Raw genomic sequence first — 17550 nt, forward strand, 5'->3', positions numbered from 1 at the left:
GTCGCCCACGCTTCCCCCGAAGACGCCTCGTACGAGTCACTCAGAAGCTAGTAAGCCCATTGCGCCGATCATCGGCGGCGCACCGGATTTCGGGGGCAAAGAACCCGCAAAAGCGCTTGTGCCCGATGGATCAGGCCGGGTCAGAGGTCCTCGAGGCGTACGAGCCCGGTGCCGGCGCACCCGCAGGTCTCCGGGTCGGAGACCGACGTCCCCGCGATGTCCCGGAACAGCCCCGAGCCCGGCGTCAGCCCCAGCAGCGCGTCCGCCGCCAGGACGGCTGCGGCGGCCGTGTACCCGGATCGCTCGTGGGGGAAGTGCTTGCGGTTCGCGAACTGCCACCCCGTCCAGTACGAGCCGTCCTCGTGCCGCAGATGCTGCACGTCACCGAACAACGTGACCGCCCGCTCCCGGTCGCCCAGCGCGTCGAGCGCCAGCACCAGTTCGCACGTCTCCGCCCCCGTCACCCACGGCTGGTCGGAGACGCACCTGATCCCGAGCCCGGGCACCACGAACGTCGCCCACTCCCGGTCCAGCAGCTCGAACGCCTGCTGCCCGCGCACCGCGCCCCCGAGCACCGGGTAGTACCAGTCCATCGAGAAGCGGCTCTTGTCGGTGAACGCCTCGGGATGGGCCGCCAGCACGTGGGTCAGCCGGTCGGCGGCCAGCTCCCAGTGCGGCTGCGGGTCCTGCAGGTGCTCCGCGAGCAGCACGCCGCAGCGCAGCCCCTGATGGATGGACGAGCAGCCGGTGAGCAGCGCGTACGTCGAGGCCCTGCCGCGGGCGTCGCGCTCCCAGACGATCTCGCCCCGCTCGGTCTGCAGCCCCGCCACGTAGTCGAGCGCGGCCTTGACCATGGGCCAGTGCTCCTCGGTGAACGCCTGGTCGCCGGTGACGAGGTGGTGGTGCCAGAGGCCCGCGGCGACGTAGGCGGCGTGGTTGCTCTCGCCGCCCAGCTCCGTGGGCAGGCCGTCGACCAGTTTCATCGGCCAGGAGCCGTCGGGGCGCTGGTGGCGGGCCAGCCACGCGTAGCCGCGCCGTACGGGCTCCTCGAGGCCCGCGACGGACATGGCCATCAGGCACTCGACGTGGTTCCACGCGTCGACGTGCCCCTCCGGCCACGGCACGCCGCCGTCGTCCTGCTGTATCGCCGCGATGCTCTCGGCCGTCCGCACGACCTCCGCGGGGGAGATCATGGCTTCCTGACGTAGAGGACCACGCTCTTGCCGATGATCGGGTTGAGCACGGCCTCGGCGATCCTGGTCGCCGCGGGTCGCTTCATGATGTCCCAGACCAGCAGCTCGTGGTACGCCTTCGCGAGCGGGTGGTCGTCGTTGCCGACGCCGACGGCGCACTTGATCCACCAGTACGGCGCGTGCAGGCCGTGGGCGTGGTGGTGCGGGCCGATCTCGAACCCGGTGGCCTTCAGCTTCGCCGACAGCTCGGCCAGCGTGTAGATCCGGACATGTCCGCCGGGGGCCGTGTGGTAGGCCTCGTCCAGCGCCCAGCAGATGCGCTCGGGCAGGAAGCTCGGCACGGTCACGGCCGCCGTGCCGCCCGGCTTGAGCACCCGGAAGATCTCGCGCATGGCCGTCATGTCGTCAGGGATGTGCTCAAGCACCTCGGCCGCGATGACCCGGTCGAAGCTGCCGTCCTCGAACGGCATGTCCAGCGCCGTGCCCTGGACGATCTGACCGCTCGCGCCCGCGGGCACCTCGCCCTCTTTGTCCATCGCCGCGAACATGGCCGCCACGCCGTCCAGCTCGGACTGGTCCATGTCGAACGCGATCACGTCCGCCCCCCGGCGCAGCACCTCGAAGGCGTGCCTGCCGCCGCCGCAGCCCAGGTCGAGCACGCGCATGCCGGGGCCGACGGGAAGCCGGGCGAAGTCCACGGTCAGCACTGGTCAGCCTCTCCTCTTGTGATTCGCGATGGCCTCGCGGTACGCCTCGACGGTTCTCTTGGCCACGACGTGCCAGGTGTAGCGCTCCATGACGCGGTCGTATCCGGCCTTGCCCACCCGTTCGCGCTCCTCGGGGGAGTCGTGCAGGCGGCGCAGCACCGTGGCCAGCTCCTCGGGGTCGCCCGGGGCCACCTGGATGGCCGCGTCGCCCACGACCTCGGGCAGCGCCCCCGTACGGCTGGCCACCAGGGGCGTGCCGCAGGCCATGTGCTCGACGGCGGGCAGCGAGAAGCCTTCATAGAGCGAGGGGACGACCGAGATCTCCGAGGTGGCGATCAGCTCGCCCAGCTCCTCGTCGGAGATGCCGTGCACGAAACGTACCCGCTCTTCCAGCGACAGCTCCTGGACGAGCTGCTCGGTCGGACCGCCGGGGGTGGGGCGGCTGACGACGGTGAGGTGCACGTCGCGCTCGGTGGCGAGCTTCGCGACCGCCCGCAGCAGCGTCGCGACGCCCTTCATGGGCGAGTCCGCGCTGGCCACCGCCACGATCGAGCCCTTGCGCCTGGGCTTGCCGGGGCGCGGGTGGAAGTAGCGGGTGTCGACGCCGAGGGGGATCAGGCGCATGTTCGCCTGGGGGACGTTGAAGTCGCGGTGGATGTCGGCCAGCGACGACTCGCTGACGGTGAGGATCGGGCTCAGCCGGGGCGCGACGCGAGCCTGCATCTTCACGAACCCGTACCAGCGGCGCAGGCTCAGCCTCTTCCCGCCCGTGGCGGCCTCGAGCTCGATGCGCCGGTCGACGCTGATCGGGTGGTGGATGGTGCCGACCACGGGGAACATCCGCTGGATGCCCAGCAGGCCGTAGCCGAGGGTCTGGTTGTCCTGGACGACGTCGAAGTCGCCGACCCGCTTCTTCAGCTCGCGGTAGGCCCGCAGCGTGAACGTCAGCGGCTCGGGGAACCCGGCCGTCCACATCGTCCCGACTTCTAGCCAGTCGATCCAGTCGCGGTATTCGTGCAGCTTGGGGGTTCTGAACGGGTCCTCGTCGCGGTAGAGGTCGAGGCTGGGCACCTCGCGCAGGATGACGCCCTCGTCCAGCTCGGGATAGGGCTGTCCGGAGAACACCTCGACGTGGTGGCCGAGCGCGACCAGCTCGCGGCTGACGTGGCGGAGATAGACGCCCTGGCCCCCGCAGGTTGGCTTGCTGCGGTACGACAGCAGCGCGATCCGCAGCCTGCCTTCTTCCCCGGAGACTTCCCGCGCCGGCTCCTGCACGGCCCGCAGCGTTGGCTCCTGCACGGACACCCCTTTCTCCGCCGGTCGGGCCCTGAGGCGGGCGTGTACCGTGAAGATGACCTTAGTCCGAGAAGGCTACCATTCGGTAGGTCGCCTGGAATTGTTCACATTAGCCGTCACACGTCGTGCGAACTGCGACGTTACTGTAACCGAGCGTGGTTCGGTGGAACAGGTTCTAGACGCGGTGATGCCCTGTTGGTGCGGCTACCTGTACATTCCCGTCCCAAAAGGATGCGGTTCGTGATAGTTGGAGGACCCTTGGCCAGGCGCGCTCTGATTACCGGCATCACCGGCCAGGACGGTTCCTACTTGGCGGAGCACCTGCTCGAGCAGGGCTATGAGGTATGGGGGCTGGCCCGGGGTCAGGCGAACCCGCGTGTCTCCCGGATGCGCAAGCTGCTGTCCGACGTGCAGGTGGTGCGGGGAGACCTGCTGGACCAGGGGTCCCTGATCTCGGCGGTGGAACGGGTTCAGCCGGACGAGGTGTACAACCTGGGGGCGATCTCGTTCGTGCCTATGTCGTGGGAGCAGGCGGAGCTCACGGCCGAGGTGACCGGGATGGGCGTGTTGCGCATGCTGGAGGCGATCCGGGTGTGCTCGGGGGTGTCGCGGGGCGGCTCTAACGCATCCGGACAGATCCGCTTTTATCAGGCTTCGTCCTCTGAGATGTTCGGCCAGGTCAGCGAGACGCCGCAGACCGAGCGCACCGCCTTCCACCCGCGCTCGCCGTACGGGGTGGCCAAGGCTTACGGACACTTCCTCACGCAGAACTACCGCGAGTCGTACGGGATGTTCGCCGTGTCCGGGATCCTGTTCAACCACGAGTCGCCGCGCCGGGGGGCCGAGTTCGTCACCAGGAAGGTGTCGCTGGGGGTGGCGCGGATCAAGCTGGGTCTGGCCACGGAGCTGCGGCTGGGGAACCTGGAGGCGCGCCGCGACTGGGGGTTCGCCGGCGACTATGTCAAGGCCATGCACCTGATGCTGCAGGCGGCCAATCCCGAGGACTACGTGATCGGGACGGGGCGGATGAAGTCGGTCAGGGAGCTGGTGGAGGCGGCGTTCGCGGCCGCGGGGCTGGACTGGGAGCGGTACGTGGTGACCGACCAGACTCTGCACCGTCCGGCCGAGGTGGACCTGTTGTGCGCGGACCCGAAGAAGGCGCGGGCGCAGCTGGGATGGGAGCCCAGTGTGTCGTTCGACGAGCTGGTCGCGATGATGGTCGAGTCCGATCTGCGGCTGCTGTCCGACGGCGCCGACCCCGACGACGACTCCTGGCCGTGATCTTCACGCGCGCTCCTCTCTGACCGGCACGGCATCATGCGCCATGCCTCCGTTGCCCACGCCTCATTGACAAACTGATTTTTTACGTAAAAGATTGTTTTTGCGATGAGAGAAGTCCTGTACCTGGAAGAGATCGAGCAGGCCGAGGCACTGCTCAAGCCGCAGCGCGTGGAGGTGCTGCGGCAGCTGGCCGAGCCGCGCACCTGCTCAGAGGTCGCCGAACGGCTCGGGCAGACGCCGCAGCGGGTCTACTACCACGTCAAGCGGCTGGTCGAGGCGGGCCTCGTCGACCTGGTGTCGGAGCGCAAGGTGCGCGGGGTCCACGAGGGCACCTACCAGGCCAGCGCGCGCTCGTACTGGCTCTCGCCCCGGCTGGTGGGCCGGATCGGGCTGCGCAAGGCACGCGACGAGCTGAGCCTCGGCTATCTGCTTGACCTCATGGAGGAGGTGCAGGCGGACGTCGCGGCACTCGACAGGAACGCGCCCGAGCTGCCGTCGGTCGGGCTGTCCGGGGAGATCCACGTGCGGCCCGAGAAACGCCATGAGTTCCTGAACGATCTGCAGACGATGCTGCAGGACCTGTTCACGCGGTATGGCGGGGCGGAAGGGGACGCGTTCAAGCTCGCCGTCGCCTGCTATCCCAAAGCGTCACCGAAGTCACCGAAGTCGTCAGAGTAGTCAGAGTCGTCAGAGGAGCAAGTGACCATGACCGAGCCCATGATCATCCGTGCCCGCGTTCAGGCGCCTCTCAAGGAGGTGCGCCACGCGCTCACCGACCCGGCCACGCTGCGGATCTGGCTCGCCGAGCACGCCGAGGTGGAGCTGCCCGACCGGTTCGGGTTCTGGGGGCGTACCACGCCTGAGGGGGACGCGCCGCACCAGCGGTTGCTGCACGCCGACGAGCGTACGGTGCGGTTCGCGTGGCTGCTGGACGGCGAGGAGACCACCACCGAGTTCCGGCTGGAGGAGGACGGCGACACGACCGTCGTGTCGCTGTCGCAGACCCACTTCGACTTCCAGGACGTCATCACCGGCAAGAGCATCCGCGGAGTGCTGCAGACGTACTGGTACCAGGCCCTCTCCAACCTGGCCGAGCATTTCGAGGGACGTGAGCTCACGCCCAAGCCCGACTTCACCTCCGTCGACCTGCGTGCCGAGATCACGATCGACGCCTCGCCGTCGCAGGTGTTCGACTCCCTGATCGACTCGGAGGTGGTGACGCGGTGGTTCGGATACCCCATCGAGATCGAGCCGTACGTGGGCGGCCGCTTCGCGATGGGCGGCCTGGCCAACGACCCGAGCCCGGCCAAGGTGCTCGAGCTGGAGCCCGGTCGCAAGTTCTCCGTGGACTGGGGCGGCGCCGGGGTCGGGACGTGGGAGCTGGAGGGGTCCGAGGGGAAGACCCGGCTCACGCTGGTGCAGAGCGGGTTCGACGCGGAGCGGCCTCCGTACGCTGCGTGGGGCGGGTTCCTGTCGGGCGTCGCGGAGCTGCGGCGCTACCACGAGGTCCCCGACTGGCAGCCGATCTTCATGGACTGAGCGCCGTTCCAGAAGTCCGGCCCGTGACGCGGCGTGAGGCCGCGCCGGCGGGCCGGATCATGAGCGAGCAGACATTTATCGCGTCAGTCCGCGCTCGATGGCCTCGATGATCCGCGGCCGCAGCTCGGCGGCGCTGATGATCGCGTCCACCGAGCCGACCTCGACCGCGCGCTGGATGCTGTGCACCCGGTCGAACTCGGCGGCCACCTCGGCGAGCTTCTCCGCCCGGACGGCCGACTGCACCTCGGCGAGCTGGGCGTGCAGCGCCGCCCGCTCGGCGCCGCTGGCTGCAGAGACCTGTGCCTGCAGTCCGGTCACCCGCGGATCGGTCGCGGTGCGCTTGTTCACCTCGCCGGAGAACACCACGGCAGCCGCCGGGGCGCCGCCGAGCACCGAGGCGAACGAGCCCTCCAGCGCCAGCACGGTCATGTTCGGGTTGAGCGCCTTGGAGAACACCACAAAAGCGCCGCCGTGGTAGCGGGAGATCACGCAGAACACGATCGGCCCGTCGAAGTTGACGATCGCCCGGCCGATCTCCGCGCCGTACTCCAGCTGGAGCTTGCGCATCGACTCCGGCGAGCCGTCGAACCCGGACAGATTCGCCAGCACCACCAGCGGCCGGTTGCCGGACGCCGCGTTGATCGCCCGTGCGGTCTTCTTCGACGACCGCGGGAACAGCGTGCCCGCGGTGTAGGTGTCCGGCCCGTCAGTGGGCGGGAAGCCGCGCCGCGGCACCGACCGCGACTCGATGCCGATCAGGCAGACCGGCCAACCGCCGATGCGCACGTCCTGCACCGCGGACGTCTCCGCGTCGGCCATGCCTGCCCAGCGCTCCAGCACCGGGTGGTCCTGGTCGGACAGGGCGCGCATCACCGTGCGGATGTCGAACGGCTTCTTGCGGTCGGGGTTGTGCTGGGCCGAGAAGATCTGGCCGACAGTGGTGAAGTCGCTGCCGGCGATCGCGTGCGGGAACTCGGAGACGTCGCGGTCGGCCGGGTCGGTGGTGCGGGCCCGCCGCGGCGCTGTCTCACCGGGCATGACGTAGGTGTGGTCATAGTGCGCCATCAGCACGTCGCGGGCGGCCGGCAGGTTGGGCGCCCAGTATTGCGCCTGGCCATTGGGCCCCATGACGCGGTCATAGCCGCCGATGCCGAAGTTGTCCTCGGCCGACACGCCGCCGGAGAAGTCCAGTGACTGCTTTCCGGTGAGCACCATCGCCGAATCCGGCGTCATCACCAGGATGCCCTTGGTGTGCATGAGCATCGTCGCCTCGGCGTTCCAGTACGGCTGGGCGCCCACGGTGATCCCGGCGACCACGATGTTGATCTCGCCACCGGCCTGGGTGAAGGTGACGATCCGCTTGAGCGCGGCCGCGACCCAGTCCATGTTCTCGGTGCCCGAGGTCATCGAGATCCGCGCGCCCGCCGACAGCGCGAACCACTCCAAGGGGACCCGCATCCGCTCGGCGAGGTCGAGCGCGGCGATCACGCGCGCGCACTCCGGTTCCGACAGCGCGCCCAGCGCCTTCGTCGGATCGCCGAGCAGGAGCACGCGGGTGACCCCTTCGGGGTGCCGCTCGGTCGGCGTCGTGACGACGCCTGCCACGATCGCCGCGGAGTTCTTCCCCTTCGGCCGGTCCACCGGCACGAGCGCGCCGTGGTCGTCGAGGTCGTGCTCGACGAAGCTGCCCTCCGGCCCGGCGAGCAGGCCGGTCAGCTCGTACGGGTAGACGTTCCCGCGCCGGGCCGCGCGCAGCACCTTCTGGCGGTAGTCGTCCAGCGGCTGCACCGGCTCCGTCGACGGCTTGCCGACCTCCAGGCTCGCGCCGTTGCCCGGGTCGAGGGTGATCCGTACGGCGACCTCGCTCAGCTCGCCGGCGGCGTTGCGCTGGCGGGCCACGAACTGGACCTCCTCCAGCCCCGCGCCCGCCGTGGTCGGCAGGATGCGATGGACCAGCGCGTTCAGCTCGTCGGTGGACAGCTCGGTCGACGGCCAGACGTACATCATGATCCGGTTGGTGTGGAACCGCTTGTCCTGGGGGCGCTGCGCCTGGATGTTGCGGATCGCGTCCAGGCCCGCGGCGAGCGCGTCCTCCACCGCGGGCAGTGCGACGAGCCTTCCGTCGGCCTCACGCAGCGGTGTCAGGTCGCGGACCTGGCCCATCGCGATGAGCCGCTCGTCGGCCGGGTTGCTCTTCGCGACGGCCTTGAACAGATAGATCTCCTCGTCCGCGGACGGCAGCCGAGTGAGGTCGAACTCGCGCAGCCGCTGCAACTGCAGGCGCTGTGCGATCTGCGGGTGCAGGCCGCGGATCAGCCGGTCCTCCGCCAGGCCCAGGCCGTCGGGCCGGAAGGTGAAGTGGTGGTGCATCACGGCGCCGCTGGTGCCGGCGACGATGACGGTGATCCGGCGGACACCCTCAGGCTGCGCGTGCTCGGCGAGGAGCTGTCCGAGCCGCACCGCCATCGTGTCGGCGTCCGGCTGGCCCTCCCACGTGACGTAGAGGTCGGCGACCAGCTCTTGCCCGGCGACGTCGGCGGCCAACGTGGCGACGGCACCGATGGCGTCGGGTAGGGCGGCGATGTCGACGGCGGTGGTGACCACGCGGGTCGCCCCGCCCTGGCCGGTGTGCTCGGCGGTGACGAGCCGGCAACCGGCGGCGTCGACCGCGGTGACGTCGGCGAGCCCGCGGTTGCCGTAGTAGCGGCGGGTCAGCACCTCCAGCAGCGGCGCGTGGTCGCGGCCTGGCCGGCCGATCTGCTGACCGATCAGCCGGACCAGCGGCTCGGCGCTGGCCACCATGACCTGGATCCGCTCGGCGCGGTCCGGCGCGTCCGGGTTGCGGTCCAGGTAACGCAGCTCTTTGCGTACCGTGGCGTAGACCTTGGCGCGGTTGCGGCGCAGCAGCGGCTGGGCGAACCAGCGGAACACCACGCCGCGGGCCAGGTCGGACACCGTGGGGAAGCGCACCTGTGTGGCCTCGACCAGGTGCTCGAGGGCGAGCCCCGCGCGCTGCGCCAGTGGCTCGAACGGCGGCGCGTCGGCCAGCCACTGGCGCAGCAGTTGCGACACGATCGCGACGCCGGTGCTCATCCGCTGCTGGGCCAGGAAGATCCGGAAAACCGCGGCCTCCAGCTCCGGCGTGCGCTCGAGGCTGGCGATGCCGTAGTGGGCCAGGACCTTGGTGAGCTTGGCCTGGAAGCTTTCCGTGACTCCGGCGCGCTCGACATCGAGGCTCTGCAGGAAGCTGTGGAAGAACTCGCGCGGGCTGTGCACCTGGCTGTCAGGCTCCGCGTTGAGCTCGCCGCCCGGCTTGTTGCGGCTCAGCTCGGACAGGTCGGCGAACACGGTGAGCAGGTCCAGCTCGCCCTTGATCGGCCGCTCGCTCAGCTCCGCGCGTGCGGCCAGGTAGGCCGGCAGCATCTGCTCGCGGTCGTGCGGGTCGGCGTCGAAGCCGAGCAGCAGGCTGCGCAGGTCCTGCAGGCCGCGTTCGACCTGCTCGGCCGCGGTTGCCCCGGCGGGGTCCGCGGGCAGTTCGATCTCGACGGTTCCGGTGGGCGACTCCGCCTCCTTGGCGCCCCCGTCGGGCAGCGGCTCCAGCCGCATCAGCGGCGCGCCGGTCTCGACCTGGCTGCCCACCGACACCGAGCACTCACGGACGCGGGCGCGGAACGGAGCACGCAGCACCGTCTCCATCTTCATGCTCTCCAGCACCAGGATCGGCGCGCCCGACTCGACCTCGTCGCCGGCCGACAGCGGTGTCGCGACCACCAGCGCGGGCGCGGGAGAGCGGACGACACCGCCCTCGTCGCGGCTGATCCGGTGTGTCACGCCGTCAACCTCGACCAGGTGGATCGGCCCGTGCGTGGCCGACACCAGCCGGAACCGGCGGCCGTTGACCACGATCTGGCCGCTGTGCGCGTCGAACCGCTCGACCGAGACGTCCGCCGGGTGTACGTCACCGCCTGCGGAGATGCCGACGCGGAACCGCCTGTCTCCGACCCGGGCCACGCTCACCCGATAGCCGACGCCGCGGAGCTTGAGCTCCAGCGGGCGGCCCGAGTCGTGCTGCACCTGCGGGCGCCCGCCGTGCGCGGTGGACAGCAGCCGCTGGATGCTGACCTCCTCCTCGTCCTGGTAGGCCTCGATCGCGGCGGCGGCCAGGGCGATGGCGGAGTGCCGGTGGCTGACCAGGCGGCCCGCGGCGCGGACCCGGTCGATCCAGCCGGTGTCGGCGCTCGCGTCGATCACCTCCGGCTGGTCGAGCAGATCGAGCACGAAGCTCTTGTTGGTGGCGCCGCCCTCGATGATCACCGTGGTCTCGGCCATCGCGCGGCGCAGCCGGCCCAGTGCCTGCTCGCGGTCGCGACCGTAGGCGATGATCTTCGCGATCATCGAGTCGAAGTCGGCCGGGATGGTGTCGCCCTCGCTGACGCCGGTGTCCACGCGGATGCCGGGTCCGGCGGGCAGCACCAGGCGCGCGATACGGCCGGGGGCGGGCGCGAAGTCACGGTCGGGGTCCTCGGCGTTGAGCCGGGCCTCGACGGCGTGGCCGGCCTCGACCGGCTGGGGGCCTTCCAGGCTCCCGCCGCTCGCCACGTGCAACTGCAGCCGGACCAGGTCGGTGCCGGTGGTGATCTCGGTGATCGGGTGCTCGACCTGCAGCCGGGTGTTGACCTCGAGGAAGGCGAACAGCTTCTCGCCGGGGTGGTAGAGGAACTCGACGGTGCAGGCGCCGCAGTAGCCGACGGCCACGGCGAGCCGCTCGGCCGACTCCTTCAGCTCGGCGGTCTGCTCGATCGACAGGACCGGCGAGGCGGACTCCTCGATGATCTTCTGGTTACGCCGTTGCACCGAGCAGTCACGCACGCCCAGCGCCCACGCGGTGCCCTGCCCGTCGGCGATGACCTGGACCTCGACATGCCTGGCACCGGTGACCAGGCGTTCCAGGAAGACCACGCCGGAGCCGAATGCGCGAAGCGCCTCCAGGCTGGTGCGCTCGTAGGCGTCGGCCAGCTCCTCCTTCGAGGCGACCATGCGGATGCCGCGCCCGCCGCCGCCCGCGGTCGCCTTGAGCATCAGCGGATAGCCGATCTCGTCGCCGGCGCGCAGCGCCTCCTCAAGTGTGGCGACCTCGCCGCGGCTCCACGGCGCGACCGGGACGCCGACCTCCTCGGCGATGAGCTTGGCGCCGATCTTGTCACCGAGCTTGCGCATCGCCTCCGCGCTCGGCCCGACGAAGGTGACGCCGATCTTCTCGCACAGCTCGGCGAACGCCGGATCCTCGGCGACGAACCCCCAGCCGACCCACGCGGCGTCGGCCCCGGTCTCCATCAGCGCCTGCTCCAGGACGGCGTGGTCGAGGTACGGGCGGGCCGAGGCGGGGCCGAGCGAGTAGGAGATGTCCGCTTCCCGGACGAAGGTCGCGTTGCGGTCGGCGTCAGTGTAGAGGGCGACCGTCTCGATCCGCGCCCCGGTCTCCGCCGAAAGATCACGGACGGCGTGGATGAGCCGCATGGCGGCCTCTCCACGATTGACGATGGCGACACGACTGAACACCGGCTGAGCCTCCCAATACCTTCTACGCGCATGAGGCGACGTCCGGGTTCCGGAGCGTCGCCTGCACCTGTTTCAACCCTGCTCGATTGCCGCCAGATATACCAATGTCCCGCATCGCGCATGGCTGGGCTGCTGTGTTGTGGGGTCCCCACAAAAGAGCGGGCCCGCTATCCCTTCCAGTCGCGGTTCAACGCAAGCTCTGCCACAAACATGAGGCGATCGTCGGCGAGGGGGGCGGTGCCAGGCGGCGACCACATCTGACGTCGGCGAACTGTGGAAAACTCAATGTCATCCACAGAACCCCATTCGGTCGCCCAGCGGGACAGCCCGCCGTAGCACCCTAGGCGCCATGCCTCGGCCCCACCTCGCGCCCTCGGCACTCACCTTCAGCGCAGCCGCGCACATCGCCCTCCCGAGCGATCCGACCATCGACCCCGACACCTCTGGAGGAGAGCCGGTCGGTGCCCGCCCCGAAGGAGCGCTCCCTCCCGAGGCGCTCCATCCCGGGGCGGCGCCTCCCAATTACACGCCGCCCATCCGAGAGGAGGATGGCCACCCGCTTCCGGCCCTTCGCCCCTCCTTGGTCGAGCGCGCCGGTCGAGTCACCCGAGCGGTCCCGCAGACCGTCGCCTGCCGCCAGACAGCCGCGCACATCTGGGGCCTGAACGTCCTCCTGGCAGCCTCGGAAGCTGACTGGCCCATTGAGCTGACCGCCCCCAGCCATCTGGCGCTCCCCGGCTGCGTCACCTACATGGCACCCCTTCCGCCCGAGGACATCACCACGCACAAAGGCGTCCGCCTCACCACCATGGAGCGCACAGCCCTCGACTGCGCCCGCTGGCTGCCGCGCATGGAGGCGGTGGCGATCCTCGACCAGTTCGCCCGCAGAGGCGTCGATCTCGAAGCCCTGTGGCACCGCCCGTTCAACTCCTGGCGTCTGCGTGACACGCTCGCACTGGCCGACCGGGGCGCCGCATCTCCCAGAGAGAGCTGGCTCAGGGTCATCCTCGTCGAGGGCGGCCTTCCCCGGCCCACCACCCAGATCAGGGTCGCGTTGGACGGAGACCGGTTCGCGTACCTCGATCTGGGCTGGGAGGAGTTCAAGATCGCAGTCGAGTACGACGGCCAGGAGCACCACACCGCGGCTGACGACCAGCAACACGACGTCGATCGCCGTGAGGAGCTCCGGCGACGGGGCTGGCGCGTGATCGCCGTTCGGCGGGACGTCGTCCCCGGCCAGATCGCCGACCTCCTCCAACACGTGGCCAACGCCCTGATCGAGTCCGGCTGGCAGCCCGGACCTGAACGCAGCAAGCGCATCCTCCGCCGTATCCGCGCCGCCCGCCGCCGCTCCCGCTTCCGATTACCCGACCGCGACGGGGAGTTCCTTGATGCCGTTGATGAAGTTCGAGCGCAACCGGCGGGCCGGGCCCGTTTGGCGGAGTTTGGGGCGGCGGCGGGCCAGTTGTTCGAAGAGGACGCGGAGTTCGAGTTTGGCCAGGTGGTTGCCGAGGCAGAAGTGGGCGCCGCCGCCGCCGAAGCCGATGTGCGGGTTCGGGTCGCGGGTGATGTCGAAGACCTCGGGGTCGGGGAAGACCGCGGCGTCGCGGTTGGCGGAGGAGTAGAAGACGACGACCTTGTCGTTGGCCTTGATCTCCTGCCCGCCCAGGACCTGGTCGGTGGTGGAGGTGCGGCGGAAGAGATTGACCGGGGAGATCCAGCGGACGATCTCGTCGGAGGCGGTCTTGGCGAGGGTGGGGTCGGCGACCAGGCGGTCCCACTGGTCCGGGTGCTCGAAGAGGGCGAGCATGCCGCCGGAGGCCGCGTTGCGGGTGGTCTCGTTGCCGGCCACCGCCAGCAGGAGGATGAAGAGGTTGAAGTCGTTCTGGTCGAGCGTCTCGCCATGCTCGTCGGGCTGGAGGAGCTTGGTGACGATGTCGTTCTTCGGGGTGTCCCTGCGCCGCGTCGCGAGCTCGTTGGCGTAGGCGTAGACCTCCATGGCGGCGGCCGACCCCTCCTCGGGGCTCTCCGAGTAGTCGGGGTCCTGGCTGCCGATCATGCGGTTGGACCAGGTGAAGAGCTTGTCGCGGTCGGCCACGGGCGCGCCGAGCAGCTCGCAGATCACATACAGAGGCAGCGGCGCGGCGACTTCGGTGACGAAGTCGATCTCGCCGGTGCACTTGTCGAGGAGGTCGTCGCAGATGTCACGGATGTGCTCTTCGAGAGCTCCGATCGTGCGCGGGGTGAAGCCCCGGTTGACCAGGGAACGCCGTTTCGTGTGCTCGGGCGGGTCCTGGTTGAGCATCATGTGACGCTGAAGATCGATCTGCTCCTGGGTCAGCTCTTCGAACAGGGCGAGCTTCCTGTGCGAGGAGAACCGGTCCGAGTGCCGCGATACGTGGACCACGTCCTCGTATCGGGTGACGGCCCAGAAGCCGGGCGCGCCCTCGTGCCAGTGAACGGGGGAGTTCGCGCGGAGCCAGGCTAGCTGTTCGAGTGGTGGTCCGGTTGTCGCGTAAATGTCCCTGTCGACGAGGTCGATGTGCACCCGATTCACCCTCTTGATCAAGCGCTTGGTTAAATGCCTATTGAAACGTGTTCTATTACGTCCCTGTACGGTCGTCAAGGAGGAATGTAGTTGCGTGATGGCTGCATGTGGCGGCGGTAATGGGGTGCGGGCGTCGACAGGGCTTTGTGGGTCTCTGGTGACGTGACGTTGTCCGGAGAGCGGGTGCGGCGTGGTGCCTGTTCGTGTCGATCGGTGGCTTGGCGATCTTCGAAACCCCGATCGCGGGGTAGGGGCGTGGGTGTGTCGTTTTGATGCGGGTAGGTGTACTGGTCGCAACCATGACCTGCGCGCAACCGCCCTGGCGGCGGACCTTGGGGTGGGTTTTACCTCCGATGTTTTTGGGGGCGTACATTCGTGTATGTGAACGCAGCCATCGGAGCGGTTAAGTCGGTTCACAGGCGATTACCGTCTCTTGGGGGTGTCTTCCGAGGTCACGGATCGGATGTATCCCACTCGGCACCCTTGACATGCTCCGGCTGGTCGCACGAGCATCATGAAACGAGACATCCGATGTATATGTGAAGGATGCGGTGTGAAGCTGCTGCGAGTAGGACCTGTCGGTCAGGAACGTCCGGTGGTCATGGACGATGCCGGTAACCTGCGCGACATCGGAGAGCCCGAGATCGATGGGGCTTTCCTCGCTTCCGGGGGAGTGGCGCGCGTCCGGGACGCGCTCGAGCGCGGTGCCCTGCCTGTCGTAGACGCCGAGGGGCTGCGCATCGGCGCCCCGATCGCGCGTCCAGGCAAGGTCGTCTGCATCGGCCTCAACTACAGCGACCACGCCGCCGAGTCCGGGCTCGATGTGCCTGCCGAGCCGGTCGTGTTCATGAAGGCTCCCAACACCGTCATCGGTCCGTACGACGAGGTGCTCGTCCCGCGGGGCAGCGTGAAGACCGACTGGGAGGTGGAGCTGGCGATCGTCATCGGTCAGGAGGCCCGCTACCTGGGCAGCCGGGAGGAGGCGCTCGGTGTGATCGCCGGGTACGCGATCTCCAACGACGTCTCCGAGCGCGAGTTCCAGCTCGAACGCGGCGGCCAGTGGGACAAGGGCAAGTCGTGCGAGACGTTCAACCCGCTCGGCCCCTGGCTGGTGACGGCGGACGAGGTGGCCGACCCGCAGAGCCTGGCCCTGCGGCTCTGGGTGAACGGCGAGACGCGCCAGGACGGCGACACGAAGAACATGATCTTCGATGTGGCCGAGATCGTGCGCTACCTGAGCCAGTTCATGGTCCTGGAGCCGGGCGACGTGATCAACACGGGCACGCCCGCCGGCGTGGCGATGGGCATGCCGGGGCAGCCGTACCTGCGTGCGGGTGACGTGATGGAGCTGGAGATCGAAGGGCTCGGGCGGCAGCGCCAGACGGTGGGGCAGGCATGACGACTCCAGGCTCGTACCGGATCATCGGGATGGACACGCACGACGTGCGCTTCCCGACCTCGCGCGAGCTCGATGGTTCGGATGCGATGAATCCCGATCCCGACTACTCCGCGGCCTATGTCGTGCTCAAGACCGACGACGGGTTCGAGGGGCACGGGTTCGCGTTCACGATCGGGCGCGGCAACGACATCCAGACCGCGGCCATCAGCGCGCTCCGCCCGTACGTGATCGGCAGGGACGTCGAAGACCTCGGCGCCCTCTACAAGGACATGGTCAACGACTCGCAGCTGCGCTGGCTGGGACCGGAGAAGGGCGTCATGCACATGGCGATCTCCGCCGTGGTCAACGCCCTGTGGGATCTCAAGGCCAAGCGGGCGGGCAAGCCGTTGTGGCGGCTGCTGTCCGAGATGTCCCCCGAGGAGATCGTCGATCTCGTCGACTTCCGCTACCTGAGCGACGCCCTGACGCGCGACGAAGCCCTTCAGATTCTGAGAGACGCGGAGGAGGGGAAGCAAGAGCGGATAAGCCGGCTCATCGAGGACGGCTACCCCGCCTACGCGACGTCCCCCGGGTGGCTGGGCTACGGCGACGAGAAGCTGCGCAGGCTGTGCAAGGAGGCGCTCGGCCAGGGCTTCAAGCAGATCAAGCTCAAGGTCGGCGCCGATCTCGACGACGACCGGCGCCGCTTCAGGGTGGCCCGCGAGGTCTGCGGTCCCGACTTCCCGATCGCGATCGACGCCAACCAGCGCTGGGACGTCGGCTCCGGCATCGAGTGGATCAACGCGCTGCGCGAGTTCAACCCCCACTGGGTCGAGGAGCCGACCAGCCCCGACGACGTGCTCGGCCACGCCGCCATCGCCAGGGGCATCGAGCCCATCCCGGTGGCCACCGGCGAGCACGTCCAGAACCGCATCGTGTTCAAGCAGCTCCTGCAGGCCAACGCCATCTCCTACCTGCAGATCGACTCGGCCAGGGTCGGCGGCGTCAACGAGAACCTCGCGATCCTGCTGCTCGCGGCCAAGTTCGGCGTGCCGGTGTGCCCGCATGCGGGCGGTGTCGGGCTGTGCGAGCTGGTGCAGCACCTGTCGATGTTCGACTACGTGGCCGTCACCGGCTCCATGGACAACCGCGTGATCGAGTACGTCGACCACCTCCACGAGCACTTCGTGGACCCGGTCGTCATCCGCAACGGCAGGTACGTGGCACCGTCCAAGCCCGGCTTCAGCGCGGAGATGCACGCAGAGTCGATTGCCGCCCACACGTTCCCCGGCGGCGAGGTCTGGAGGGGCGCGTGAGCCTGAAAGCGATCGTGACCGGCGGCGGTTCGGGCATCGGCCTGGCCGCGGCCACCCTGCTCGCCGAGCGCGGCATGAAGGTCGCCTGCCTCGACGTCCACCCGCCCGGCGAGCCGTTCATCGGGATCAAGGTCGACGTGACGGATGACGCGGGGGTGCGCGCCGCGGTGGCGGAGGCCGCCGACCGCCTGGGCGGCATCGATGTGCTGGTCAACAACGCGGGCATCGGCGCGCAGGGCACCATCGAGGACAACCCGGACAGCGAGTGGCAGAGGGTGTTCGACGTCAACGTGCTCGGCATGGTCCGGGTCGCGCGGGCGGCGCTGCCGTACCTCAGGAGGTCCGAGCACGCCTCGATCGTCAACACCTGCTCGGTCGCGGCCACCGCCGGGCTGCCGCAACGGGCGCTCTACAGCGCGACCAAGGGCGCGGTGCTGTCGCTGACGCTCGCGATGGCCGCGGACCACATCCGTGAGGGCATTCGGGTCAACTGCGTCAACCCGGGCACCGCGGACACCCCGTGGGTCGGCAGGCTGCTCGACACGGCCGACGACCCGGAGGCGGAGCGGGCCGCACTCAACGCCAGGCAGCCAATGGGCCGCCTGGTCAGGGCGGAGGAAGTCGCCGCGGCGATCGCCTACCTCGCCAGCCCAGAAGCCGGCGCGACCACCGGGACCGCGCTCGCGGTCGACGGCGGAATGCAGGGGCTCCGGCTCAGGGCAACCAACTAAGG

General features: G+C 69.3%; 11 protein-coding genes and 1 pseudogene. 7 read left to right on the forward strand and 5 right to left on the reverse strand.

The window, feature by feature from the left end; all coding sequences use genetic code 11:
- Window positions 1–140 precede the first annotated feature (140 nt).
- From ACIBVN_RS48275 to ACIBVN_RS48285, 3 genes are read right to left on the reverse strand one after another with little or no spacing between them, the layout of a single operon-like run.
- Window positions 141–1193, reverse strand: coding sequence for a prenyltransferase (locus ACIBVN_RS48275; protein ID WP_397147489.1), 1053 nt, complete (start codon window positions 1191–1193; stop codon window positions 141–143).
- A complete protein-coding gene (locus ACIBVN_RS48280) occupies window positions 1190–1900 on the reverse strand; it encodes a class I SAM-dependent methyltransferase (RefSeq protein ID WP_397147491.1) in 711 nt (236 codons plus the stop codon). Before ACIBVN_RS48280 ends, ACIBVN_RS48275 begins: the two co-directional genes overlap by 4 nt.
- A gap of 3 nt (window positions 1901–1903) precedes the next feature.
- Window positions 1904–3133, reverse strand: a complete 1230-nt coding sequence (locus ACIBVN_RS48285) for a glycosyltransferase family 4 protein (protein WP_397147549.1) — start codon at window positions 3131–3133, stop codon at window positions 1904–1906.
- A 321-nt stretch (window positions 3134–3454) separates the two neighbouring features.
- Between ACIBVN_RS48285 and ACIBVN_RS48290 the strand changes: the two genes are divergently transcribed.
- The 3 genes from ACIBVN_RS48290 (at window position 3455) to ACIBVN_RS48300 (ending at window position 6016) form a co-directional block, all read left to right on the forward strand.
- Window positions 3455–4477 carry a GDP-mannose 4,6-dehydratase gene (locus tag ACIBVN_RS48290; RefSeq protein WP_397147493.1) on the forward strand — a complete coding sequence of 341 codons (1023 nt, stop codon included), beginning with the start codon at window positions 3455–3457 and terminating at the stop codon, window positions 4475–4477.
- 105 nt (window positions 4478–4582) lie between these two features.
- Complete coding sequence (locus tag ACIBVN_RS48295) at window positions 4583–5155, forward strand: helix-turn-helix domain-containing protein (RefSeq protein ID WP_397147495.1); 573 nt, start codon at window positions 4583–4585, stop codon at window positions 5153–5155.
- Between the two features lie 27 nt (window positions 5156–5182).
- A complete protein-coding gene (locus ACIBVN_RS48300) occupies window positions 5183–6016 on the forward strand; it encodes an SRPBCC domain-containing protein (protein WP_397147497.1) in 834 nt (277 codons plus the stop codon).
- Between the two features lie 75 nt (window positions 6017–6091).
- On the opposite strand, the gene ACIBVN_RS48305 is transcribed toward ACIBVN_RS48300, so the two are convergent.
- Window positions 6092–11575 (reverse strand): biotin carboxylase N-terminal domain-containing protein, encoded by a 5484-nt coding sequence (locus ACIBVN_RS48305; protein WP_397147499.1) that lies wholly within the window; start codon window positions 11573–11575, stop codon window positions 6092–6094.
- Window positions 11576–12425: 850 nt separating this feature from the next.
- Here ACIBVN_RS48305 and ACIBVN_RS48310 point away from each other — a divergent pair.
- Window positions 12426–12788 (forward strand): annotated as a pseudogene (locus ACIBVN_RS48310) (hypothetical protein); the annotation flags it as partial.
- A 150-nt stretch (window positions 12789–12938) separates the two neighbouring features.
- Here the strand turns inward: ACIBVN_RS48310 and ACIBVN_RS48315 are convergent.
- On the reverse strand, window positions 12939–14123 hold the full coding sequence (locus ACIBVN_RS48315; RefSeq protein ID WP_397147501.1) for a cytochrome P450: 1185 nt from the start codon (window positions 14121–14123) through the stop codon (window positions 12939–12941).
- Window positions 14124–14676: 553 nt separating this feature from the next.
- Between ACIBVN_RS48315 and ACIBVN_RS48320 the strand changes: the two genes are divergently transcribed.
- Genes ACIBVN_RS48320 through ACIBVN_RS48330 form a run of 3 tightly spaced genes read left to right on the forward strand, consistent with a single transcriptional unit; the run spans window position 14677 to window position 17548 of the window.
- The gene (locus ACIBVN_RS48320) at window positions 14677–15522 is read left to right on the forward strand and encodes a fumarylacetoacetate hydrolase family protein (RefSeq protein WP_397147503.1); all 846 of its coding nucleotides are present in this window, start codon (window positions 14677–14679) and stop codon (window positions 15520–15522) included.
- Window positions 15519–16817 (forward strand): L-fuconate dehydratase, encoded by a 1299-nt coding sequence (locus ACIBVN_RS48325; protein WP_397147505.1) that lies wholly within the window; start codon window positions 15519–15521, stop codon window positions 16815–16817. The genes ACIBVN_RS48320 and ACIBVN_RS48325 overlap by 4 nt, the downstream gene beginning before the upstream one ends.
- Complete coding sequence (locus ACIBVN_RS48330; RefSeq protein ID WP_397147507.1) at window positions 16814–17548, forward strand: SDR family NAD(P)-dependent oxidoreductase; 735 nt, start codon at window positions 16814–16816, stop codon at window positions 17546–17548. The genes ACIBVN_RS48325 and ACIBVN_RS48330 overlap by 4 nt, the downstream gene beginning before the upstream one ends.
- Window positions 17549–17550: the final 2 nt, after the last annotated feature.

The sequence above is a fragment of the Nonomuraea sp. NPDC049400 genome, from assembly GCF_044466425.1.
Lineage (GTDB): Bacteria > Actinomycetota > Actinomycetes > Streptosporangiales > Streptosporangiaceae > Nonomuraea.

Excerpts from the sequence above, each read along its gene's own strand:
- ACIBVN_RS48275 (WP_397147489.1), bottom strand. The coding sequence starts at position 1,193 with ATGATCTCCCCCGCGGAGGTCGTGCGGACGGCCGAGAGCATCGCGGCG.
- ACIBVN_RS48295 (WP_397147495.1), top strand. The coding sequence starts at position 4,583 with ATGAGAGAAGTCCTGTACCTGGAAGAGATCGAGCAGGCCGAGGCACTG.
- ACIBVN_RS48300 (WP_397147497.1), top strand. The coding sequence starts at position 5,183 with ATGACCGAGCCCATGATCATCCGTGCCCGCGTTCAGGCGCCTCTCAAG.
- ACIBVN_RS48325 (WP_397147505.1), top strand. The coding sequence starts at position 15,519 with ATGACGACTCCAGGCTCGTACCGGATCATCGGGATGGACACGCACGAC.